General features: G+C 38.2%; 20 protein-coding genes and 1 tRNA gene. 7 read left to right on the top strand and 14 right to left on the bottom strand.

Features of this window, described 5'->3' with window-relative positions:
• Positions 1–60: 60 nt before the first annotated feature.
• Together F960_RS10610 and F960_RS10605 are read left to right on the top strand one after the other, a co-directional pair.
• A complete protein-coding gene (locus F960_RS10610; RefSeq protein ID WP_004863856.1) occupies positions 61–984 on the top strand; it encodes a lipase family protein in 924 nt (307 codons plus the stop codon).
• A 111-nt stretch (positions 985–1,095) separates the two neighbouring features.
• Positions 1,096–1,171: transfer RNA gene (locus F960_RS10605), tRNA-Glu, on the top strand.
• 62 nt (positions 1,172–1,233) lie between these two features.
• On the opposite strand, the gene F960_RS10600 is transcribed toward F960_RS10605, so the two are convergent.
• Positions 1,234–1,629 (bottom strand): YiiX/YebB-like N1pC/P60 family cysteine hydrolase, encoded by a 396-nt coding sequence (locus tag F960_RS10600; RefSeq protein WP_020846411.1) that lies wholly within the window; start codon positions 1,627–1,629, stop codon positions 1,234–1,236.
• Positions 1,616–1,840: a C40 family peptidase gene (locus F960_RS22975; protein ID WP_020846412.1), complete on the bottom strand. Its 225-nt coding sequence runs from the start codon at positions 1,838–1,840 to the stop codon at positions 1,616–1,618. The genes F960_RS10600 and F960_RS22975 overlap by 14 nt, the downstream gene beginning before the upstream one ends.
• A 190-nt stretch (positions 1,841–2,030) precedes the next feature.
• Here F960_RS22975 and F960_RS10595 point away from each other — a divergent pair, with 190 nt between their 5' ends.
• Positions 2,031–2,738 (top strand): glutathione S-transferase, encoded by a 708-nt coding sequence (locus F960_RS10595; protein ID WP_004863852.1) that lies wholly within the window; start codon positions 2,031–2,033, stop codon positions 2,736–2,738.
• 36 nt (positions 2,739–2,774) lie between these two features.
• Here F960_RS10595 and F960_RS10590 read toward each other — a convergent pair whose 3' ends face one another.
• From F960_RS10590 to F960_RS10565, 6 genes are all read right to left on the bottom strand, one after another.
• A complete protein-coding gene (locus F960_RS10590) occupies positions 2,775–4,019 on the bottom strand; it encodes an NADH:flavin oxidoreductase/NADH oxidase family protein (RefSeq protein ID WP_004863850.1) in 1,245 nt (414 codons plus the stop codon).
• A gap of 189 nt (positions 4,020–4,208) precedes the next feature.
• Positions 4,209–5,801, bottom strand: coding sequence for an ABC transporter ATP-binding protein (locus tag F960_RS10585; RefSeq protein ID WP_004863848.1), 1,593 nt, complete (start codon positions 5,799–5,801; stop codon positions 4,209–4,211).
• Positions 5,776–6,789, bottom strand: a complete 1,014-nt coding sequence (locus F960_RS10580; protein ID WP_004863843.1) for an ABC transporter permease — start codon at positions 6,787–6,789, stop codon at positions 5,776–5,778. Before F960_RS10580 ends, F960_RS10585 begins: the two co-directional genes overlap by 26 nt.
• A gap of 1 nt (position 6,790) precedes the next feature.
• Positions 6,791–7,861 (bottom strand): microcin C ABC transporter permease YejB, encoded by a 1,071-nt coding sequence (locus F960_RS10575; RefSeq protein ID WP_004863840.1) that lies wholly within the window; start codon positions 7,859–7,861, stop codon positions 6,791–6,793.
• Positions 7,862–7,962: 101 nt separating this feature from the next.
• Positions 7,963–9,807: an extracellular solute-binding protein gene (locus tag F960_RS10570; RefSeq protein WP_004863838.1), complete on the bottom strand. Its 1,845-nt coding sequence runs from the start codon at positions 9,805–9,807 to the stop codon at positions 7,963–7,965.
• Between the two features lie 35 nt (positions 9,808–9,842).
• On the bottom strand, positions 9,843–13,097 hold the full coding sequence (locus F960_RS10565; protein WP_004863836.1) for a LysM peptidoglycan-binding domain-containing protein: 3,255 nt from the start codon (positions 13,095–13,097) through the stop codon (positions 9,843–9,845).
• Between the two features lie 215 nt (positions 13,098–13,312).
• Here F960_RS10565 and dnaQ point away from each other — a divergent pair, with 215 nt between their 5' ends.
• From dnaQ to nudC, 3 genes are all read left to right on the top strand, one after another.
• Positions 13,313–14,770, top strand: a complete 1,458-nt coding sequence (dnaQ, locus tag F960_RS10560; RefSeq protein ID WP_004863834.1) for a DNA polymerase III subunit epsilon — start codon at positions 13,313–13,315, stop codon at positions 14,768–14,770.
• A gap of 138 nt (positions 14,771–14,908) precedes the next feature.
• On the top strand, positions 14,909–16,546 hold the full coding sequence (locus F960_RS10555; RefSeq protein ID WP_004863831.1) for a hypothetical protein: 1,638 nt from the start codon (positions 14,909–14,911) through the stop codon (positions 16,544–16,546).
• Positions 16,547–16,551: 5 nt separating this feature from the next.
• Entirely contained in the window at positions 16,552–17,304 is a 753-nt protein-coding gene (gene nudC, locus F960_RS10550; protein WP_004863827.1) for an NAD(+) diphosphatase, read from the top strand.
• A gap of 31 nt (positions 17,305–17,335) precedes the next feature.
• Here nudC and F960_RS10545 read toward each other — a convergent pair whose 3' ends face one another.
• The 4 genes from F960_RS10545 to F960_RS10530 all read right to left on the bottom strand — a co-directional run bounded on the left by F960_RS10545 (position 17,336) and on the right by F960_RS10530 (position 20,337).
• A complete protein-coding gene (locus tag F960_RS10545; RefSeq protein WP_004863825.1) occupies positions 17,336–18,226 on the bottom strand; it encodes an alpha/beta hydrolase in 891 nt (296 codons plus the stop codon).
• Positions 18,216–18,917, bottom strand: a complete 702-nt coding sequence (locus F960_RS10540; RefSeq protein WP_035372766.1) for a BON domain-containing protein — start codon at positions 18,915–18,917, stop codon at positions 18,216–18,218. Before F960_RS10540 ends, F960_RS10545 begins: the two co-directional genes overlap by 11 nt.
• Before the next feature lie 64 nt (positions 18,918–18,981).
• The gene (locus F960_RS10535; protein ID WP_004863818.1) at positions 18,982–19,395 is read right to left on the bottom strand and encodes a YraN family protein; all 414 of its coding nucleotides are present in this window, start codon (positions 19,393–19,395) and stop codon (positions 18,982–18,984) included.
• Between the two features lie 9 nt (positions 19,396–19,404).
• On the bottom strand, positions 19,405–20,337 hold the full coding sequence (locus tag F960_RS10530) for a penicillin-binding protein activator (RefSeq protein ID WP_004863815.1): 933 nt from the start codon (positions 20,335–20,337) through the stop codon (positions 19,405–19,407).
• A gap of 12 nt (positions 20,338–20,349) precedes the next feature.
• Between F960_RS10530 and rsmI the strand changes: the two genes are divergently transcribed.
• Positions 20,350–21,192, top strand: coding sequence for a 16S rRNA (cytidine(1402)-2'-O)-methyltransferase (gene rsmI / locus F960_RS10525; protein ID WP_004863813.1), 843 nt, complete (start codon positions 20,350–20,352; stop codon positions 21,190–21,192).
• 51 nt (positions 21,193–21,243) lie between these two features.
• Here rsmI and glpD read toward each other — a convergent pair whose 3' ends face one another.
• Complete coding sequence (gene glpD / locus F960_RS10520; protein WP_004863809.1) at positions 21,244–22,776, bottom strand: glycerol-3-phosphate dehydrogenase; 1,533 nt, start codon at positions 22,774–22,776, stop codon at positions 21,244–21,246.
• Between the two features lie 133 nt (positions 22,777–22,909).
• Positions 22,910–23,671 (bottom strand): DeoR/GlpR family DNA-binding transcription regulator, encoded by a 762-nt coding sequence (locus F960_RS10515; RefSeq protein WP_004863805.1) that lies wholly within the window; start codon positions 23,669–23,671, stop codon positions 22,910–22,912.
• Positions 23,672–23,943 lie beyond the last annotated feature (272 nt).

Below are 23,943 nucleotides of genomic sequence, written 5' to 3'. Positions count from 1 at the left end.
AATTGGTTCGCATTTATTACTAAATTAAGCTTTTACAATCACATAAATATTTATTCAAAAATGAAAATTATATTTATCCATGGAATGAATCAGCAGAGCTATACGGAAAATACCCTGCGTCAGCACTGGATCAATATTTTAAATCAAGGGATTAAAGAATCTAGGCTCAATGTCGATTTATCAAAAATTGATATTGCGATGCCTTTTTACGGTGATTTAATTACCAAACATCGCATGAATAACAACTTTGATTTGGGTGCTTTCCTCCCAAAATCCTTAATGAATTTTAGACTTCCACTTGGGCTTGGCAGTAAAAAAACCATTTCGATCGAAGAGGCTCAAGCTACACTCATTCCGCTTTTGCCGCATTTTGCCAAAGAACAGACCATTAAACTTTCAACACGTTTATTTCTGGCATCACAGCTTGCCAAAGATATTGCATTGAAAGAATTTATTATGTTGCTCAACAATTTTCCAAAATTACATGAAGGACTGATCCACCGCTTTCTCATCGAAACTTATATGTATCTTGCCAATCCTGTATTTGTTGAGGAAGTCCATCAGCGTGTACTGAATAGTTTGGATGAAAGTAAAGAACATATTATTGTTTCGCATTCTCTAGGGACTGTGATTGCATATAACCTACTCCAGCAGCTCAAACCGAAGTATTGTATTCAACGTTTTATCACTATGGGCTCACCTTTGGCTTTCCGTGTCGTACAGTCCAAACTGATTCAGCCGATCTCGCGTCCAAATATTTTAAATGGTGATTGGTACAATTTTTATTCACATGATGATTTCTTAACAACATTTCCGCTCATAGATTCACCATTTAATTTTCATCCTTCAATTATCAATAAACCGATTTCAACTTTTATCAGTAAACCTCATGAAATTATGGGATATCTACAGCATCCATCAGTGGTAAAAAGTTTGTTAGAACCGATCGTTCATCCTGCGCTATTAAGCCCTTGTCACGGCTAATTTGGTAAAATTGCTGTATTTTTACACATTCATTCTCGATTTCGGCATTAATCGCAGAAAAAGGTTTGACAGCTTGTCATATTCACCCTAATATACGCCCACCTCTGCAGTGACCCTATCGTCTAGAGGCCTAGGACATCGCCCTTTCACGGCGGTAACCGGGGTTCGAATCCCCGTAGGGTCGCCACATTCGAGAGTAATCTCACAAAAAAGCCAGAGCATTATGACTCTGGTTTTTTTATGCCTCACTTATTTGCTCTTGACCGTGATCAGATATTTTGAATGAAACAATGCATCAGGTGAAATCACCTTTTCTTGAAGTGGAATATTTTTTCCATAACGCTGTTGCATCAATTTTTTAACTGATGGATCAGACAAATCAAAATCTTTAAGCTGCTGCAAGGGAGCAAGTTGTATATTTAACGCTTGGTTATAAGCTTTCCATACGATTTCAGAACAATAAATAGATCGATCACTCCATTCAAAATATAGATCATAAGATTGTCCCAAATATTGCTCTGCTGCGATTTGAAGTTTTTGTTGTTGTGCTGGATTTAAGCTTTTATACAATCGCTTTACGGTATAGCGTTGACCTACGCCACGATTAACCCATTGCTGAAATGGCGTGTATTTAACGGGCTGCACAGCCTCTAAGACCCAAAGTTGACCTGAATTTGTATACCAACATTCCCATATGGCTATAAGGAGAATGTGTGGCTTTTTGGATTGCCAAGCTCTGTGCTGATTTTGAAGTTTGAAAAATAATATCCCCTGTTTGAAAATCTTCGGCTGCACTTGCCAAAACACATAAAATACTCAGTAAAAAGCCCAAATAGATTTGCTGTATCATTTTCATTGTTTATACGTCATTTTTTTAATATGATAAAAATTAATATAGCGTATTTTTTGTTGTTTTGATTGATCAATTCTCCTGTATAAGCAAGCAATCAAAACTATTTTTAATCTTTTTTTCTTAGGGCAAACTGGCATTCTTGATTGATCTTTGAATCAGCGCCTCTCAAAAATTGACATTAACTGTAATTATTATGCAACTCACTTTATTTCATTTACCAAACTCACGCTCACAAAGAATCATTTGGTTATTAGAAGAACTGAATTTGACCTACCAATTGGTTTTTTGTGAAACCAAAGCAGATGGTCAAATCACAGATGATCTTAAACTAATTCATGAACTTGGCAAAGCCCCGATCTTAGTCATTGAAGAATATAAAAATTTAGAACGAATCGTCCTTGCTGAAACATCTGCAATAACAGATTTTTTAAGCCATCGTTTTCCACGAATTGGTTTACGTGATTTGAGCTCAGCAGAACAGTTGCATTATTTTTATTGGAAAAATTTTGCTGAAGCTTCTTTGATGCCCAACATCGTACAAAAGCAAGTCTTTGCACAAATCGTCGCGCGTACTCCATTTCCACTTGGTTTTATCACGCGTGCGATTAAATATGGCGTTGATCGGGCTTATTTAAACATGGCATTAGAGCAACAACTTTTTTTAATCAATCGTCAATTGATCAATTACCCATGGATTGCAGGCTCTGAGTTTACTGTCGCAGATATTTTACTTTGGTTTCCATTGCAGGCCTGTGTCCAAGCCAATCCTGAATTTGCTAAATTTGAACACATTCAGCATTATTTGAATGAAATAAAAAGCCGACCTGCCTTCCAAAACGCATTGGCGAAAGGCAATTGGTCGACTTTGGATTACCAAACTTATTGGTCTAAAGCTTGGTAATATTCAATCTATTTTCTGATCAAGTATCAGCAGCAACTAAGCACTTTTACGTGAATTAACACGCCCTTTGATCACGGCTTTCACATTATTTTTCGCATAATTGAAAAATACTTTTAAAGGTGAAAGTTTTGGATTTGGACGTTTACCTTCACCAATGGATTTAAACTGCGCTGCGTACCAAATGATTTCCATGATTGCCATTTTATCGACAAATGGAATACCTGTTTTGATTTGCTCAACAGCATAGCGTACGTCTTGACCTGCAATTAGGTTGTTGGTCAAATCAGTCTCTACTGCGAACGGACGTGCGATACCGATAAACTCACATGCACCACTATCCAAAGCAGCATTCATCGCTACAACAGTACGGAAGCCACCTGTCACCATCAAATGACATTTCACTTCTTTACGGATCTTGTCAGCAAAATCGAGGAAATATGCTTCACGTGCGATGGTCGAAGGTTTACGTTTTTCTGCTTTTGCACCAGCCATTGCAGGTGCTTCGTATGTTCCACCAGAAACTTCGATCAGATCAATTCCCGCAGCATCGATTGCTTTAAAGACTTGGATCACTTCTTCTTCAGTAATACCACCACGCTGGAAATCGGCAGAGTTCAATTTTACTGAAACAATAAATTGCTCTGACGTTTTACTACGCACAGCTTTATAGATTTCAAGCAAGAAACGCATACGATTTTCAATCGAACCGCCCCATTGATCTTGGCGTTTATTGGTGATTGGGGATAAAAATTGACTGATCAAATAACCATGTGCACCGTGTAATTGCACCCCTTCAAAACCAGCCTTTTCACAAATACGTGCTGATTCTGCAAAACGTTGGATAATATCTAAAATTTCATCTTCATGCAGTTCACGTGGCGTTGCAAAAGTCGTTGCCAATAAAGGACTAAATGGTACTGCTGAAGGTGCAACAGTTTCTTTATTAAGACCTTTTGGACATTGACGACCCGGATGCGATAACTGGATCAGTTGAACCATACCGTATTTTTTACCGATATCAGCCCAATGTTTTAACTTGTCTAAATCACGTTCTGTTTCAACAATAACAACACCCGGCTCATTTTTGGCACGAGCATCAACCATGACGTTGCCTGTGATCGCACAGCCAAGCCCACCTTTTGCCCAAGCTTCATACAATCCATAATGAATTTGATTTGGCTCACCTGCATGGTTTGCCAGTGCTTCACTCATCGCAGCCTTGATGATGCGATTTTTAAATGTGACATTTCGAATTTGGATACTTTCAGCAAGATGGCTCATGAACATGTTCTCTTGTTTTATTTTAGAGTATTTACTCTAATGAAATTATTGGATCAGTCAAGTAAAATTTGACAATCAATTATGTCAAATTTACCAGTCATTGTTTTAACGCGAGTTTAAGTTCTGTTCAAGCACTATTTTAAAATGACGTATAAAACCACTTTTAAAGCATCTTTTTAAATCGTGCCGTTAATAACGACTCGCATTAATCAATTGCTCAGTATACTTATCTTTTGGCTTTTCAAATAAAGCTTCAGTATCTTGAAACTCCACCATTTTCGCATGCCGTAGCACTAAAACTTTTTGACAAAGCGCCCGTACCACTTTCAAATCATGGCTGATAAAGATGTAACTAATTTGAAATTTCTGCTGTAAATCACGCAATAATTTGACGATTGCACGCTGCGTCGTACGATCCAAAGCAGAAGTCGGTTCATCTAAAATGATCAATTTAGGCTGTAAAATCAAAGCACGCGCCAGTGCAATACGTTGTCTTTGCCCACCAGACAATTGATGTGGATAGCGATCTTTAAAAGAAACAGGCAATTCAACTTGAGTCAGCGCATCTTCAATTTTTTGAGCGATTTCATCCTTTTTCAGTTTTTTCAAAACCAAGCCTTCACCAATAATTTGCTCTACGGTCATACGTGGATTCAAACTACTAAAAGGATCTTGGAAAACAATCTGAAAATCAGTTCTCAAGGGTCTGAGCTGTCTTTGATTAAGCTTATTGAGGTTATGCCCAGATATATAAATATCACCTTCACTTTTTATCAAACGTGCAACTGCCAACGCCAATGAGGTTTTACCCGAACCACTCTCCCCCACGATACCAATCGACTCACCCTGATCTAGTCGTAGATCCAATGGCTCTACTGCGACAAAATGATCTACGACACGATTGAGCAATCCTTGTTTGATTGGAAATTTCACCCCAACCTGATCAAGTGCCAATACCCGTTCGCGTGGTTCAGGCAAGGGATTTGCTTGTCCAAAATCATGATCAAGTAAGTGTTTGGTATAGTCAGATTTCGGATATTGGAAAATATCATTTACCGTACCTGATTCTTCAACGATACCTTTATTCATCACGATGACATGATCTGCATAGCGTTTGACCAAATTCAAATCATGACTGATCAATAACATCGACATTTGATGATTTTCGATCAACAGCTGTAAAAGATTGAGTACTTGCGCCTGCAAAGTCACATCCAAAGCCGTTGTAGGCTCATCAGCGATGATAATATCAGGATCTAAGGCAAGTGCTGAGGCAATCATGACACGCTGTCTTTGACCGCCTGAAAGCTCATGTGGATAACGATCCAGTTTATCTTCTGGATCAGGCATTCCCACATCACACAGTAAACTGAGTACTTTTTTACGGACTTTTTCTTTGCTTAGCCCTTGTAAAAATAGCGTTTCACCAATGATTTTTTCCACTTTATGCAGTGGATTGAGTGCTGTCATCGGCTCTTGAAAGATCATTGCAATACGTTTGCCACGGATTGGACGTAATTGCTCATCCGACATTTTGCAAATATCTTCATTTTCGAAAATAATTTGCCCTGTCGATTTGAGATTTTCAGGTAATAATCCCAGCATCGCCAAACTACTGATTGATTTTCCAGAACCACTTTCTCCGACGATCGCCAGACATTCTCCATTTCTTAGCTCAAAATTGAGATCCTCAAGCAAAACCTGCTGTTGGCTTTCGATATGTAAATGGCGAACGGAGAGTATCGCTTTTTGTGAATCAGTTTCGTCTTGGGTCGAATGCATCACGAGTCGCCTCCCCAATATAAATCAATAATGATAGGACCAGAGCCAAAGTAAAGAAGCCTGAAAGCGCAAGCCACGGCGCATTGAGGTTATTTTTACCCTGTAATAACAACTCACCCAAAGATGCTGCATCAGGCGGCAAACCATAACCTAGAAAATCTAGAGCGGTCAGCGCAGTAATATTTGCAGTCAACATAAATGGCAGTTGAGACAAGGTTGAACTCATGGCATTTGGCAAAATATGCCTAAAAATAATCGTACTGTCTCGAACACCTAAGGCACGAGCTGCACGTACATAGTCCAGATTTCTTGCTCTTAAAAATTCTGCACGCACCAAACCAACCAAACTTGGCCAACCAAAAATCAACATGATCACAAATAGCCAATACACACTTGGCGTAAACATACTGACCAGTACCATGACCATAAATAAAGTGGGTAAACCGCCCCAAACTTCCAAGATTCGTTGACCGATCAGATCAACCCATCCACCATAATAGCCCTGCACTGCGCCAACGATGACACCGATAATCGAAGCAAAAAAAGTTAAGGCCAAACCAAAGAGCAATGACACCCGAAGCCCATATAAAATCCGAGCTAAAACATCACGACCTTGATCATCTGTACCGAGCCAATTTTGCATAGATGGTGGAGAAGGTACGGGTTGTGCCAAAGCAAAATTTGGCGTTTGGTACGAAAATGGAATCAACGACCATACTGCCCAACCTTTCTCATCAATCAAAGACTGTACAGCGGGATCTTTATAATCCGTTTCAGTTTGGAAAACCCCACCAAATGTCGTTTCTGGATAATCCTTAAATACTGGAAAATATAACGAATGATCATATTTCACCAAGAGTGGTCGATCATTGGCGAGAAACTCTGAACCCAAAGACAGAATAAAAATAATCACAAAAAGGATAAAACAGCGAAATCCCAGCTTATTTTGTTTAAATCGTTTGAAACGTGCCTGCATTATTGGTGACATATCAATTTCCTCGCGACTCAAAGCTAATACGAGGATCAATGATTTGATAAAGCACATCACTGATTAATCTGAGCACCAATCCTAACAAGGTAAATAAAAATAATGTTCCAAAAATCAATGGATAATCTCGTTGTTGAATCGCTTCAAAACCAAGCAATCCCAACCCATCAAGGTTAAAAATAATCTCAATAAATAAATTGCCGACAAAGAAAATCCCAATCAATGCTTCAGGTAAACCTGCGATCACGATCAACATCGCATTACGAAAAACATGACCATACAAGACACGTCGATCGTTTAGACCTTTGGCTCTGGCTGCGAGCACATATTGTTTGGAAAGTTCTTCCATAAATGAGTATTTGGTCAGATAGGTCAATCCAGCAAAACCACCCAAAACCATTGTAATTAAAGGCAAAGTCATGTGCCAAAAATAATCTTTCACTTTGCCAAAAACACTCAATTCATGGAAATTGTCAGATACTAAGCCTTGTAATGGGAACCATTGGAAATAGGTACCGCCAGCAAAAAATACAATCAATAAAATAGCAAATACAAAGGCAGGCACAGCATAGCCTACAGCCAAAAGTAAGGATGTAGATTTATCGAAAAACTGTCCATGCTGTCTGGCTTTTTTTATTCCCAATGGGATCGAAACCAGATAAATCAGCAACGTACTCCATAACCCCAAAGAGAGAGACACTGGCATTTTTTCCAATAACAACTGAGTGACAGGTTTATCTTTAAAGAAACTCGTCCCAAAATCTAAATGCGCATAACCTTTGAGCATGATCCAAAATCGTAGATACGCAGGTTGATCAAAACCATACTGTTTTTTGATTTTTTCAACCATGTCATCACTTAAACCACGTGCGCCTTGATAGTTACTATTTGAAGATTTAGCAACCTCACCGCCTCCTTGAGCAGCTCCGACACCTTGAAAGCTTTCAGCCTGTTGAATCGCCTGCTCTACAGGACCGCCGGGTGCAATCTGTACCACTACAAAGTTAATCAATAAGATTAAAAACAATGTAGGGATAATCAGAAGAAGTCTTTTTAGTATATATGTGCCCATCGAAACGAGGTTCCTTGTGACTTCACGTATTTATAAAACAATATTGATCAAGTCTTTCATCATAAAATTGAAAAATCATCAATAAACCCAAGTGCCTATTTTTAATTTTTCTTGAGGTATTGCCCAACTTTTGCAGCCTGTACTGGATCAGACCACCAATAATCAATACCTGTTGATAATTTCGGCTTAATCGTCGGCTGTTTATACATATTCCAATATGCAAACCATGAACCATCTTTACCATAAGTTGGAATTTGATAAAAGCCTGCACGTAACAAGCGATCTAATACTCTCGAATAAAGCACCACATGATCACGATTTTTCGATTGGATAATCTTTTCAATCATGGCATCAATTGCAGGATTTTTTATCCCTGCAAAATTGTAATTTCCAACTTCATCAGCGGCTTTGCTACCCCAAAGTTGTTGTTGCTCGTTGCCGGGAGTAATACTCATCGGCATACGTAAAGTGATCATATCAAAATCATTTTTACGTGTACGCTCAAGATACTGTGGCACATCAACCACACGAATATTGACGCTAATACCCAGTTTTTTCAAATTGCGCACATAAGGCATCAATGTTCGTTGTAAATTATCTTGATGAATCATAAATTCAATACGAATTGGTTTGCCATGACGATCAAGCAATAGACCATTTTGATAACGATAGCCTGCATTTTGCAAAATTCGATGTGCAATCAATAAATTGTTGCGATTAAAGCCACCACCATCAGAAGCAGAATATTTCCAGTTAGCCAAAACGCCTTGCGCCTGCAAAGGGCTTAATTTTGCCAAATAAGGTTTTAAAATTTCTAATTCTTTGGCGCTAGGCTTGCCTGTTGCCGCAAGTTCACTACCTGAAAAATAACTTTGTAATCGCTGATATTGCCCATAAAAATAAGCTTTATTTTGCCATTCAAAATCATAGGCATAAGTCAAAGCTTGTCTAAAATGAATATCATTGAACGGCGCACGTCGTGTATTCATCACAAAACTTTGTAGATCTTTGGGTTTTTCTACTTTGGCATTGTATTTGACAATCATTCCAGCTTTTACAGCAGGAAAATCGTAGTTCGTCACCCAATTTCGAGCAGACATTTCCTCTTGCAAGGTAAATTGGCCTGTCTTAAAACCTTCAAACGCTACTTCTAAACTACGATAATAGACGTATTTCAAACGATCAAAATTATAGCGTCCGCGATTGACTGGTAGGTCTTTCGCCCAATAATTGGGATTACGCTTATAGGTAATACTACGTCCTGCATCAATGCGTTCGATCAGATATGGACCAGACCCCAAAATTGGCTGCATGGTCACTTTACCAAAGTCTTTTTTAGCCCAATCCGCTTTGGAATATATCGCCATTTGCGCCAAAATCAGCGGCATTTCCGTATTATTTTTGGATTTAAATGTCATTTTGACATCATATTTTGACAAAACTTCTGTCTTTGCCAAATCTGATAAATACATCTGCAAGCCTAAATTGGCCTTAGTCTGAAAAGTATCAAAACTAAATTTGACGTCTTCAGCGGTCACAGGCGTACCATTGCTAAAACGTGCCTTTGGATTTAGATGAAAAATAATATAATTTGCATGTTCAGGATCATAGGTCACTTTTTCAGCTAAAAGTGGGTACATGACATTAGGTTCATCAAGTGAACTATCCATTAAAGTATCAAATAGATAGTTTACGCCCTCGGCATATCGACCTTTACCATTCATGCTATTGAGATTGTCAAAAGTACCATTGCTCGAGGTACTCAAGATGCCACCTTTAGGTGCATTAGGATTTGCATAAGGCATTATGCTTTGGGCTGAGTACAAAGGCTTACCATATATTGAAATATAAGGTGTTGTTTGCACCACAGCCCAAACACTCGAACACATTAAACTTATGCCCAAAGCAAAACCCATTGGTTTTGCTTTCGCAAATCTCTGTTGCATACAGCTTTATTCCTTTATTTTTATCAAGTATCGAATCAATTTGGAACTTTTAACACACTACCAATACGTAGAGGTGAGTTTGGTTTCAAATCATTCATTTCTGCGAGCTGATTGGTATCTATGCCATATTTGCTAGCTAAACGAATCAAGGAATCGCCACTTTTCACTTTATATTCTGTGGTGGTTTTAGGGATGACAATACTTTGACCACGCATCAGATTTGCCTTAGCGCTTAGATTATTTAAATCCGCCAACTCACCTACAGATAAGCCAACACGACCTGCAATCGAGTGTAATGACTCACCTGATTGTACGGTGTATTTTTGGGTATTTTTGGTGACTTTAGCTGTAGATTTTGCAACAAGCTTATCATCATTTTTGTTTGATTTTTCAGGTAAATCACCATCTACTTTCAAACGTTGACCTACACGTACTGCAGAGTTTTTACTTAAACCATTTAACTCAGCTAAAAATGCCAATTGCAAATGATACTTCTTGGCAATGCTTGCTAAAGTTTCACCAGATTTAACAGTATGAACATTTGGCTCATCCGCTTGTTTACTTGCAGATACAGTGGTTTTAGCTTTTGCAGGAGTGGCATCACCAGTCAACTGCAATTTTTGCCCAACAAATAAGCCAGAATTTGTACTCAAACCATTTAAATCAGCAAGTTTTGCGACTGGCAAATTATATTTACTTGCGACTGCACTTAAGCTATCCCCTGATTGGACGGTATAGCTATCAGGCACACTATTGCCCGCTGGGACTTTGATGTTTTGACCTGCCATCAACGATTTATTGGCTGCAAAATTATTTAACTCAGCCAAGTCAGACAAACTAATTTTATGCTCAGCCGCAATACTTGAAAGTGTATCACCACGTTGAACTTTATAGCTTTCTGTTTTAATCGTGCTTTCAGCTTTAACTTTTTCCGCGACTTTACTGGTCAAACGGGTATCCGTTTCATCATCAGCATTGACCGTATTTAATGGAACATTGATCTTTTGACCAGCCATTAAATTACTGCCCGCATTTAAACCCGGAGTCAAATCAGCCAATTCCTGATTTGACAATGCATAGCGATCAGCGATCAATTTTAGGTATTCACCACGCTTAACGGCATATACCTTGGTTTTAATTTTAGGTGTTTTATTTTCAGCTTTTACCGCACTCGCTGTCGCTTTTGTGCCCATATCTTTGAGTGAGAGCTTTTGACCTACAAATAGATTGCTGGTCGGTGTTAAATTATTAAAACTCGCAAGCTCTTGAACGGTCAAATTAAACTCATTGGCAACGCCTGTTAAGCTGTCATTTGGTTTGACCACATAACTCGTTGGCGTAGCTGCTTGACTTGGCTTCGGTGCATCCACTTGAGGTTTAGCATCATATAAATACAAACTAGAACCAACAAATAATGTCCCATTTGGATCAATTTGGTTCCATTTTGCAATATCACGCCAATTGACATTATTTTTAGCTGCAATAATCGCCAAAGTATCGCCCGGTAAAACAGTATAAGTACTACGTTTACCTCGAGGAGGAACCACGACGATATCAGTATCTGTTTTGATAAAGGTTTTGTCTTGGTTACGTTTTGCTTCGTCAGAATCAGCACTAGCTGCCAAACCTTTAGGATAAGCGAAACCTACTGTATTTTCTTTACCTTGTAAATCGGCAACTGATTGGCTGGTTTGAATCGCAGTTAACTTAATTTTGCCATCATAAGGATCAACAACTTCTGTGCCTTGCGGTGCAATCGCTTTAATCTCTTGTACAACTTGTTCAGTTTCAGCTTTGCTTGCCTCAGGTTGTAAAGCTTGCGCTACAGAAGTTTTAGCACCCTCAGCTTTGACATCAGCCAAGATATCTTTACGTTCTTGAGCTGAAATTGGTGGTTCGACGTTAACAGGCTTAACATTCGTCACAGGTGTTACTGCTACAGGGATACGTGGTGCACTTGGTACATCAGCTCTAGCCGCAAATGCAGCCAACTCGTCAGCCCCATTCGGTGTAGTAACACGTTTAGTTACCGCAGCTGTTGTATTTGAAGTCACAGCAGGCTTAGGCGTTGTCTTAACAGTGGTCGCTGTTGGTGTACTCAAAGTCTGGCTCAAAGACGGGGTCGTTGCACTTGTACGTGTAGTCACTGAACTGGTCACACCACCTGAAGAATAACTGGCAGATGGCGTAGTCGTAGTTGTTGCAGCAGGTGTATTATTACTCGCCCAAAAACCACTATCACCCGTACCTTTTAATGCGCGAAGCTTAGTATCCACATTCGGATTGAGATCAGCAGGAATCAATATACGCATTGGGCTTGCTGGATCGATCACTTCACCACGATAACCCGGATTTAATTGATACAATTCAGGACGACTTAAACCTGTAATTTGAGAAATCTGGTTAAGGCTTACACCACCTTGCACTTGTACTTCTCTAAAGTGAGGACGGTTTGCAATCGGTGGTAAAGAAACACCATATTTACTCTGATTTTTTACAATCTGAGCAACCGCGATAAAACGAGGTACATAGTTCATGGTTTCTTGCGGTAAACGCAGTGACCAATAATCTGTTGGCAATCCCGCAGCTTGGTTACGGTTAATCGCTTGTTGAATACGTCCTGGACCAGCATTATAGGCTGCCAATGCAAGTTCCCAAGAACCGAATTGATTGTATAAGCTACCTAAAAACTCATACGCTGCACGTGTAGACTCGACTACATCACGGCGTCCATCATATAGACCCGTTTGTCTCAGTCCATAAATACGACCCGTACTTGGAATAAACTGCCACATCCCCGCTGCCGCTGCACTACTGGTCGCTGCAGGGTCATAAGAACTTTCAATAATCGGCAATAAGGCTAATTCAGTCGGTAAACCACGACGTTCAGCTTCTTTTACTGTGTGATATAAATAACGTGAAGCACGAGCACTCAGACGATCCAAAAAGGGTTGACGTGATACAAACCAACTACGCTGAGCCTCGATACGTGAATCCCAATGGTTTTCATCCATTTTAAAACCAACTGTCATACGTTTCCAAACATCACCGTGTTTTAAAACGAGTAAGCGATCCCCTTCCACCGCTCGCATGTCAGTTGCTGAAAGTAAGTCTTCCATCGAATCAAAACTTCCCGCATCCAACAATCCAGAAGATTGCGCGGTCGGTTTACTCGGAGTTGAAGAACAACCAGTTGTAAGCCCAAGTGCTGCAAGAGCAGAAGCTAAAAAAGTAATTTTAAATAAAGATGCCGCAGAAGACTGCCACACTGCTGTGGTTGGTTTATACATACAAATTTCCGAACAACGCGTAGTCGATTTATTTTTTAGATAAGCCATTTTAGTAGAGCTTGTCGTCGATACAAGACGAATTTAACGCGATTTGAAGACAAATGTTACAAGACATTAAAAAAAACTCAGGATCGCACACTGAAAATGTCAGATTTGCGTATACAATAAGATTTCTGAGTTTATTGTTCAACCCAAATTTACGTTAGGATTTGTGTATGTCGCAAACAATCACACTATATGTTGATGGAGCCTGTCGCGGTAACCCGGGCTTAGGCGGCTGGGGTGCATACATCATTAGCGAAACTGAGCAACATAAACTATGTGGTGGTGAGCCTGAAACCACCAACAATCGCATGGAATTAACTGCAGCGATTGAAGGCATTGCCTTTTGCTCACCCGAAGATAAATTGATCATTTGGACAGATTCTAACTATGTCAAACGTGGTATCACCGAATGGATCGAAGGCTGGAAAAAGAAAAACTGGAAAGACGTCAAAAATCCTGACCTTTGGAAAAAATTAGACAGTATTTGCCAAGGCCGTGAAATCGAGTGGAACTGGATCAAAGGTCATGCTGGTCATGCGGGTAACGAAATGGCAGATCAACTCGCCAACCAAGGTGCAGACGAAACCTTAGCCAAAATTAAAAATACAACGCAAACACCTGCCCCATCAATGGCTGACCCTAAAAAAAAAGAGGATGATTGGTTACTAAACGATCCCTTTGGTTTAGGTTTTGCAGATGATGATGACAGTGAAAATGAAACACTGTTAGAAGCTGAAAATATAGATGCACAAGATGCCGAAGCAAGTCTTGAAGTAGAAAATACAGTTTTTGAACAAGACTTAGCTCAAGAGCAGCATTTTGATCCTGAAAATGAACCTCGTACACAAGAAGAAGATCCAACCCCAATGACCCATGCGCAAAGCAACGTCCATCCTGCCATCGTGATTACACCACAAACGATCGAAGCCTATGGACCTCGCCAATTAATTCTCGATACAGAAACCACAGGTTTTTATTATCAAGATGGCGATCGCATCATCGAGGTGGGTGCAATCGAAATGATCAACCGAAAATTGACCGGCAGTTCGATTCATATCTACATCAACCCAGAAAAAGAAGTCGGTGATTCGGTCGAAGTCCACGGTATCACCGATGATTTCCTCAAAGATAAACCCAAATATCAAGAGATTGCTCAAGACTTATTTGAATACCTAAAAGGCTCTGAAATCATTGCACACAATGCAAGCTTTGACATGAACTTCTTAGACATGGAGTTCAAACGTGCTGGACTCCCTGCACTTTCTGAAGTCTGCGAAGTAACTGATACATTAGCACTTGCAAAAAGCAAACATCCGGGGCAAAAGAACTCCTTAGATGCGTTGGTTAGACGTTATGAAATTGTGCAACGCGATCGTACCTTCCACGGTGCCTTGCTCGATGCTGAGATTTTGTCAGATGTCTATCTAGCGATGACAGGTGGACAGGTCTCATTTGACATAGATGCCCTGTCACAATCCTCAGATGAAAGTCATAGTCAAAATATTCGCCAAGCGATTCAAATTGATCTACCCGTCATTTTACCAAGCCCAGAAGAACTCGAAGCACATGAGAACTGGGTCAAAAAATTTGCAGAAAAACACGGAGAACCTTGTATTTTTGCCAAATAATTTTCTGTAAAAAGCAGGAATAAATCTACACACATCCCCGACTTCAGTTATAGTAAATCAAAGCTATAAAAGACCACAAAATCAGTGGTCAAAGATAAATTGATTTATACAAAATTTTATTGGGGATGGTGCAGATTTATGTCTTACCAAACATCTATTCATTTTGATCCGACCCGTTTATTGATGATCAAAAATGAAGTTGAAAATTCAATCCAACTTGTAGAAAATGCTGTCGAGCATCTGGTCGAAGATAAAACATTAGCCTTTGGAATAGACGATGCACTTATCCAAATCAAACAATGCGCCCAAGTTCTACACCTGATAGAAATGCCTTTATTGGCAAATATTGCAGCTTATTCAGCAGAATTGATGCAAAAAATCATGCAAAACCCTGCAGATATCAAAACTGATCAAGTCGTAGCGCTCACCGAAGGCACGACGATGCTCAAAAAATATATTGGTTTCATCTGCCTAAGAGAAGTTCACGTTCCACAATTTTTACTTGATACCCTAAATGTTTTAGAAATTGCCTTAAAAAAACCCATTAGCAGTGAAGGTGCTAAACTAGAAAATTACGATATTTCCAAACTGAAATATCAACCTCAAAGTCAGATTACTGACTTAGAAAAAACGATCTATATCCATAAACTTTATAAATACTGTTTAAACAACATTCTACAACAACAAGAATCTGATTTAGACCTACAAGGCTTAGAGATTGTCGGTAAATATTTAGTTCTACATTCGCATGAATTACCGAGTAAGCACTATTGGAAAATTCTCAATTTAGTTTTTGAAAATTTTGAACAAATTGCACTAAATCAACCACGCTATCGCAGCTTGATAGAAATCGAAAAAAATATCGCCCTTTTCTACCAGCATCCTGAGCAATTCCAAGTCACTTCACACGACCTTGCAAATGCATTAAGCCTTGCGATCAGCCTAGAACATCCCTCCTCTCAAACGATCCGAGAAGAATTAAAAATTGGAGATGAGATATTAACGGATATTCAGCTTACGATATTTGCCAAACAACTTTATGGTCCAGATTATGAAACCATTCATAAAGTCGTAGAATTGATTAGCCTTGAACTAAAAACTATTTCACGTGATGTTGAATATAATTATCAAAATATGACAGCAGAAAAAGTCGAAAAGATTAAGCTCTCGATACAACAACTTTCCAATATATTTTCAGTGCTCAATTTACAAAATATTGATCATGATTTAAAACAACTCAACCAAAACATCACTTTGGAAAATATCAAAGAAAATGAGACTTTTCTAAAAAACATGATGAAATCTATTTTAAATGCGATCAATTTTTTAGATATTTTAGAAAGAAATTACACTTCGAATCATATAAAAATTAAAGTGAATAATACTCAAATCTCACTGGATCATTTAGATCATGCCTATGAGGTACTCTGTAGTGAAAGTAAAAATCTCATCGAAGAAACCCATAAAAATCTTGTGCAATATCTATCTGAACCAAATACAGAATTGCTCAATAAAAGCCAAATCGCTTTAAAAGAATTAAGTGGGGCTGCGCTCTTTGTAAATGTTCAGGTTTTACAACAGAGTTTAATTGATTGTTCAAACTTTATTTTGTTGAAAATTCACAAGAATATTGATCTTTCATCAATCCATATCGAGCACATACTAGATGTTTTAGCGAGTTTAGACCTGATGATTGACAATTTGCAAAATAAACAACCTATTTTACATTCTATGTTTAATGTAGCATTAGCGAGTAGCCATAATTTAAAACACTGAGCCAAATGTCAAAATTATCACTTGCCTATATCTTTCGTCACCATCAACTCCTTGTAGATGAAAATTTACAACTTCCACAAGTCGAAAAATTAGAAAATGATTTAAGTTTTAGCTCTGGTGATCAGGTGATCGCCAGAGATTTATTAGATGAAGAACAAATTCCAGAAGGATATCAACTTGTTCCCATCCGACAACTGATTAGCTCATGGACGCGAGCGCAATTTGAACAAGCGAGCCGTGCCGTGCAACTTCTCGAATGGCGACGCAACCATAAATTTTGTAGCCATTGCGGACACGAAACTGAAGTTCATAAGACTGAATATGCAATGGTTTGCCCTGCTTGTGGCTATCATCAATATCCACGCGTACAACCGTGTATTATTACCGTGATTACACGTGGTGAGGATGAGATTTTATTGGCAAAAAATGCAAATAATAAAAGCAATATGTACGGTCTTATTGCAGGCTTTGTTGAAGTAGGCGAAACCCTAGAAGAAGCAGTTTCTCGTGAAACTCTTGAAGAAGTAGGCTTAAAAGTTAAAAACATTCAATATCTTGCAAGTCAACCTTGGCCATTTCCAAGCAATCTCATGTTAGCTTTTAAAGCTGAATATGAATCTGGTGAGATCGTTTTACAAGAAGAAGAAATCAGTGATGCTCAATTCTTCAAATTTGATCAATTACCTGAAACACCTTTTTCAGGAAGTATTGCGCATGCCATGATTGATCATGTGATCAATGCGAAAAAGATGCCTTAAGGCATCTTTTTTATATAAATCTATGCTGAATTTATGATTGATCAAGTACTTCATTCATTCGTTTTAAAATTTCAGACTTAGTACTAAAAAAGCGGCTAAAAAGACTGGAAACACTTCCAATAATCGACTTATGACCAGTTTTTGCAATACGAATGATTTCACTATGATTGCCTACTTCAGTCAGCTTTTGATGCATATCCAAAGTATTTTGATCTTTGACTACGAGATCATTTGCAGCTAAAAATAAATAATGTTTCACGTGATTCTTATCTACAAAATAATAAGGCATCACTTCAGCATAAGGAATCGATTGGTCGAAAGCATCTTGAGCAATTGGGTCTCCTTTATAATCAAAATGATAAGGACCTGAAATTCCAAAAATTGCCTTGATATGCGCTTGATTAAAATTATGATAAGCCTGTGCTTGATACATCAACGACATGACATTAAATGCACCTGCTGAATGCCCCATTAACATGGTATTTTCAGTGGAAATTTTCAATTTTTCAGCATTTTGCTGCAAATAATTGAGTGCCAGTGAAATATCATCAACGTAACTTGGAAAAATATACTCAGGGGCAAGGTGATAATTGACGATCGCAACATCAAAGCCCTCTTTGGCAAAAGCTTCGCCGAGGAATTTATAAGAACTTTTATCGCCATGCGTCCACGCACCACCGTAAACAAAAACGATCAGCGGCTTTTTTGCATGGGGTTTGTTTGATTTATACAAATCTAGACGTTGTCTGGCTTTCAGTCCAAATGCAATATTTTGTTGTAAGACATAGCCTTTTTTAGGTGTTAAACCATTTATCGCATAACTTGGAATGTCATAATATCGAAAATCTTTATAGCGATTTTTAGCCAATTCTGCCTTGGCTAAAAATGCTTTTTGGATTGATTTGAAATGGCTATTGAGCATTATTTGTACCAGCGCCCGTTTGAGCTTGAGGATCAATTGCCACAGGAGTTTGCTCTAAGGGTTGAGTCGAAGCACCACCAGAAGGTACAAAGGATGCATTTTGTGTACCAGCAGAGGCTTGATCAGTATTGTCGACCAAAGTTACGATCTTGGTCACATTACCTACTTTTTGCAAAACTTGCGTCAAATCTGCAATCTCACCAGTATTCAAACGCCCCATAACATAAAGCACAGCATCTTCAGTATGGATGGATACTTTACTGTCCGATACCACAGGTGCACGCATGATCAGACCACGCGTATTTGCTGTTACACCCGCGTCTTGCATAATCGTTGAATAGCCAATTTGAGGACCAACCGTAATATAGTTGTGCACTGCTTTGACATCACTCATCGAACGCACATTGTCTTCAGCGAGCTGTTTTAAATGCTCATCAGGAACTTGTCCTGTCAAAAGCACATTACTATGGAAACTGATAATATTGACACGCGACTGTTTAAATCGAGCATCCAATTTATATAAATTGATTTTGGCAGTACGTTCAATCGAAGAATCAATAAAGACTTGTCCCAAAGAGCGTACACCACTCTCGGTACCCACAGGATTTGAGCCTGTACCTTTAGAAATCAAGCTTGCACAACCCGATAAACTTGCTACACAAAGCAATGTCACCGCAATACGATTCAACACTAAATAAAACTCCCATCTAAATGCTTCAAGCTTTTCTATTTCGAGCATTTATTTTTTGAATAAGCTACAGAGTAAATAACTCTTGATCCAAAGTAAATGCATTTTCAACCCACTCTAGATCATAGATAAGTTTAGACATATCTTGCTGTACCTTTTTTGCAACATCTTGATAAAAATCAATACAAATCACATCAAATTGACACGCAAAGTCTGAATATTGCGGGTTATTTTCCAAAAAACATAGTGCAGTTTTGATAATTTTACTTTGCTTTGACTTTGAAATAACTTCATTTGCAGAGCCATAACCCGTTTTAGAACGTGTTTTGACTTCTATAAACAATAAACTCTGTTCATATAAAGCAATGATGTCAATTTCACCATAACGAGAAAAATAATTTTGCGCCAAAACTTGATAGCCACCTTGTTTCAACACATTGACTGCCTTTTCCTCGCCCCAATCACCCAGTTTTTTAGTCACGTTATTCCCCTAAAATCGTCGTAACACATTTTTCAACTGTTCATAACATTCTGGTGTTCGCGTAATTTGATTCGCTTCAATTACAATATGCCCCGTCATCCCTTCAAAATCAATTCTATGTGATTTCGATTTATCCATGATGAACTCTGCAATTTTCCAAGAATCATGCCCAAAAGCAATAAGACGTTTATACGCACTAGAAGTCTCTTGATCTTGATAGCTTTTTAATTTTTGCTTTTCAGTATTTTCATAAAGTGCGGGAATATCACAATATTTCACACCAACAGGTAAGGCACTTTCATCAACAGTAAGTGCCTGAACATAGATATTTTTCTTTGGGAAATTGACTGCTTGCATCAACCAATTATTATGACCTAACAATAAAAGCCCTTCTTTGGATTTCATTTTTTGTGGATATTGATCCAATACCTCGACCTTAATTGGAAGCTCGGCGATCAGCGCCATTAAAAATTGTTCAGTTTCTTTTTTTGAAGATTCCTCACGATAGACCAACAATTTTTTAATTTTGTCTTTGATCATCACTTTAGCCAAAGCATTGGCATCTTGTTGTTTAGCCAAACTAAATTGATAGATATTCGCTTCATTTTTATTCGTTTGATTTAAAGCCAAAATCGGAACTTTTGGCTTAAGCACCATCAGCTCCTCAACTTCATTCAAAGCCAAAGGACCAATGACTAATTCTGTCTTTTTATTGACATTTTTTTTTAAAATATTCTTTAAAGACGTTTTACTCGAATCAACAAAACGAATCGGAATCTTTGAGTTAGAATCAAAGCGTGCCTTGATAATTCCTTGTTTAACACTCTCACCCGCTCGCGCCATAGGGCCTGATTCGGGTAAAATGATAAGAATGTCTGCATAAGTTTGCGAAACCCCGCAAAAAATCAATGCACAAAATATTTTAATCTTTATATTTATCATGGAGAAAACCTAATGAGTGCTCAGTTATTTGTTGTAGCAACCCCAATTGGGCACTTAGATGATATGACTTTTCGTTCTATTGACGTTTTAAAGTCAGTATCTCTAATCGCGGCAGAAGATACGCGCCAATCTGCTCAATTATTGAAACATTATAACATAGCGACCCCATTAACCGCATGCCATGATCATAATGAATCTAATAAGATCAATATTTTAATAGAAAAACTCAAAAATGGCGATAACATTGCATTAATTAGTGATGCTGGTACACCTTTGATTAGCGATCCTGGTTTTAAACTGGTACGTGCAGCACAGGAAAATGGGATACGTGTCACACCTGTACCGGGTGCTTGTGCAGCAATCGCGGCTTTATCTGCGGTAGGTTTACCAAGTGATCGTTTTAGTTTTGAAGGATTTTTGCCTTCTAAACAGTCACAGCGTTTGATTCATCTTGAAAGATTAAAACATGAAACACAAACCATGATCATTTATGAAGCACCGCATCGTATTTTAGAATGTGTAAAAGACATGGTTCAGGTTTTTGGCGCAGACCGTCCTGTTGGATTTGCCCGTGAAATCACGAAAACCTTTGAAACAATCAAAAAAATGACACTAGAACAACTGGTTGAATTTATTGAAAATGATCACAACCAACAAAAAGGTGAAATTGTTTTAGTGATTGGTGGAGCAGCTGAAGAAAAAGATCTCTCTCAAGAAAAGTTAGATCAACTCCTCACTCGACTCTTACAAGATTTATCTGTAAAAGCAGCATCTCAGTTGGTCGCTGACTTAACGGGAATCAAAAAGAAAATTGCTTATCAACGTGCTTTAGAGCTCACTGAAAATAAACAATAAAATTCACTCAATAAAAAACGCGCTTAATGGCGCGTTTTTTTCATAGCAATTTTAAGCTGCTTGCTCTTTTACACGTAAACGGTGCAGTTTTATTAAACATTGTTCTAAATCCTCAGTTTCGGAATAAGTAAATTTCATTCCCAACTTAGTACGTCGCCATAAAATATCTTGGGCTGAAATTGCCCATTCAAAATCAATCAAATATTCAATTTCTTTTTCATACAATTGATGAGCAATTTCTTCACCCAGATCTGTCAAGTTATGTACATTTCTCAGCATTTCAAATACTCGAGTGCCATATTGATGTGCCCAACGCTGAGCAAGCAACTCATCTATTTCAGGCAATTTTTCTTTTATTTTTTCAATCAGCTGTGCGATCGACTCTAAATCTTCTGCACCGGGTAACAGCGCATCTTTGGTCCAGCTACCGCGCATTTGCTTAAAATAAGGATGTAATTGATGCATCGCAGATTCTGCAAGTTTGCGATAGGTTGTCAATTTGCCACCAAAAACAGAAAGCAGCACAGGATCATTTGTTTCTTGCTTTGAAAGCGATAAAGTATAGTCCCGTGTTACAGCAGATGGATTGTCTGATTCATCATCACAGAGCGGTCTAACCCCTGAAAAAGTATGCACGATATCTTCACGTGAAATTTGCTTTTTAAAATGCTCATTACTAACACGGATGAGATAATCAATCTCAAAATCTGTGATCTCAATTTGGTTTGGATCAGCATGATATTCTTGGTCAGTTGTACCGATAAGGGTGTATTGATCAAGATATGGAATCGCAAATACTATCCGACCATCATTATTTTGCAAGATAAAAGCTTTGTCACCGTCATATAATTTTTCAACAATAATATGACTCCCCTGCACCAAACGAATCCCGTACTCTGGTTGCTGAGCTAACTGGTCTTGGATAAAGTTTGCGACCCACGGACCTGTAGCATTGACTAAGGCTTTTGTTTGAATTCTATAAATACCCTGTTGATCCTGTAAATCAACCAACCAAATACCATTGTCTTTTTTTGCCCCAATACATTGAGTTCTTGTCACCAATGTCGCGCCTTTTTCACGGGCTTGCATAGCATTTAAAATAACAAGGCGAGCATCATCAACTGCACAATCTGAATATTCAAAACCACGTGAAATTTCATTATTTAATGGACTTTTTTCAGGATCAAAAAATACGTTATTGGACCCTGCCAATGTTTCACGTTTACCTAAATAGTCATAGAAAAATAAGCCTGTACGAATCAACCAAGCAGGTCTTAAATGCGGTTGGTGCGGCATGATAAAGCGTAAAGGACGAATAATATGTGGTGCTTTTTTAAGTAATACTTCTCTTTCGGCTAAAGCTTCACGTACTAATCGAAATTCTTTATGTTCCAAATAACGTAAACCACCATGAATTAATTTACTACTAGCAGAAGAAGTATGTGCTGCAAAATCATCTTTTTCACATAAAAATACGGACAAACCTCGCCCAGCCGCATCATTGGCAATACCCACACCATTAATACCGCCACCAATCACCAAAAGATCATATACCTTATTTTGATCAGCTGAGGATATGCGCATATTTATCACCGTAAATGTTCTTTTATTTTCGTTTATGAAAATAATAGCTCAAAATTACAGCATTTTCTAGCAAATCTAATGAAAGTTACAATTTTCGATCAATGTTTCATGTGAATGTTGAATACGCTTTGCATCAATTTGCCACAACCAATTTGATACCACATTGATCTATTTGATCTACCATATTTTTATCAGGTTCATTGTCTGTAAATAACATTTCAATATCATCTAAACTTCCCAATCTCATCATGGCATGACGTCCAAACTTACTATGGTCAGCTGCCAAGAAAACTTGCCTAGCCCCTTGGATAATGGCTTGGGAAACACAGACCTCTTGGAAATCAAAATCCAATAATGTGCCATCGCTGTCGATCCCACTAATGCCAATAATGGCAAAATCGACTTTAAATTGTTTAAAAAAATCTGCGGTTGCTTGCCCAATTACCCCTCCATCTGGTCTTACTCGACCACTGGCAATTAATACTTCAAAATCAGATTTTTCACTTAATATTTTGGCAACATTGATATTATTTGTGATTATTTTTAAGCCTTTATGCTGAAGTAATGCCTGTGCAATCGCTTCAGTCGTGGTTCCAATATTGATAAATAACGAAGCAAAATCAGGGATATACTTGACCAATGTTCGTGCGATACGTTCTTTTTCATCCAATAATTGGTTGCTTCGATCCTGATAGGCTATATTCTGCACGCTAGATTCGATGGCAGCAGCTCCACCATGATAGCGTTTAAGCAGCCCTTGTTCAGCCATCTGATTGATATCTCGACGAATCGTCTGCGGGGTCACTACGAAAAATGCAGACAATTCATCTATGCTGAGATAACCTTCAGACTGCACTTTTTCTAATATTTGCTGATGCCTTTGTTGGTAATGCATATCTTGTCCTAGATTTTATTTATATTTATCCAAATCATTTTCATATTATGAACAAAGATTTTCTAAAACGAAAATAAATTTTTAAAGCATTAATTGAAATATCACACTTTTTTAGTTGAAATATCACTCGCTTTATTGAATAAAGCTATATGACAAATACAGCGCTGTTTATTTAAAAATTGAATAGTTTTGAATAAGATAAATTAAACGCATTATTTTCAATTTTCATTAGAAAAACTAAATGTATATATATCAATCAAACCTAAGACTAA

The organism is Acinetobacter gerneri DSM 14967 = CIP 107464 = MTCC 9824 (genome assembly GCF_000368565.1).
In the GTDB taxonomy this organism is placed as follows: domain Bacteria; phylum Pseudomonadota; class Gammaproteobacteria; order Pseudomonadales; family Moraxellaceae; genus Acinetobacter; species Acinetobacter gerneri.
This window is presented reverse-complemented; position numbering and strand designations above follow the sequence as displayed.